Source organism: Citrobacter sp. TBCS-14, assembly GCF_005280805.1.
Lineage (GTDB): Bacteria > Pseudomonadota > Gammaproteobacteria > Enterobacterales > Enterobacteriaceae > Citrobacter > Citrobacter gillenii.
In genome coordinates, this window is the sequence record NZ_SZWM01000849.1 from 1 (window position 1) to 302 (window position 302).

The 302-nt window shown below is 55.0% G+C and carries 1 pseudogene; it reads right to left on the minus strand.

Annotation, left to right across the window (positions count from 1 at the left end):
* Positions 1-302: pseudogene (locus FDX22_RS21650) on the minus strand (gluconate transporter); the annotation flags it as partial.

Genomic DNA, 302 nt, shown 5'->3' on the forward strand with positions numbered 1-302 from the left:
TCAACAGCATCATCGCGATGATTTTGATTGAGGACACCAGCGTGTCGTTAATCTGATCCATCGAACGCCCACGGTTCAGACCAAACGTGAACATCGCAATCAGCACCGCGATAAGCGTTGCCATAACCGGGTCACCGAGGAATTCTGCAACCGTCAGGAAGGCATGTCCTTTAGGCAGGATCATCTCTGCCACGGCGCGCATCGCCATCAGGATCACCGGGACCAGAGAGGTCCAGACGCTGACGCCAAAGCCTGGCATCTCTTCTTCAGTGAAGGTTTTCGCGCTGTACAGACCTTCCGGG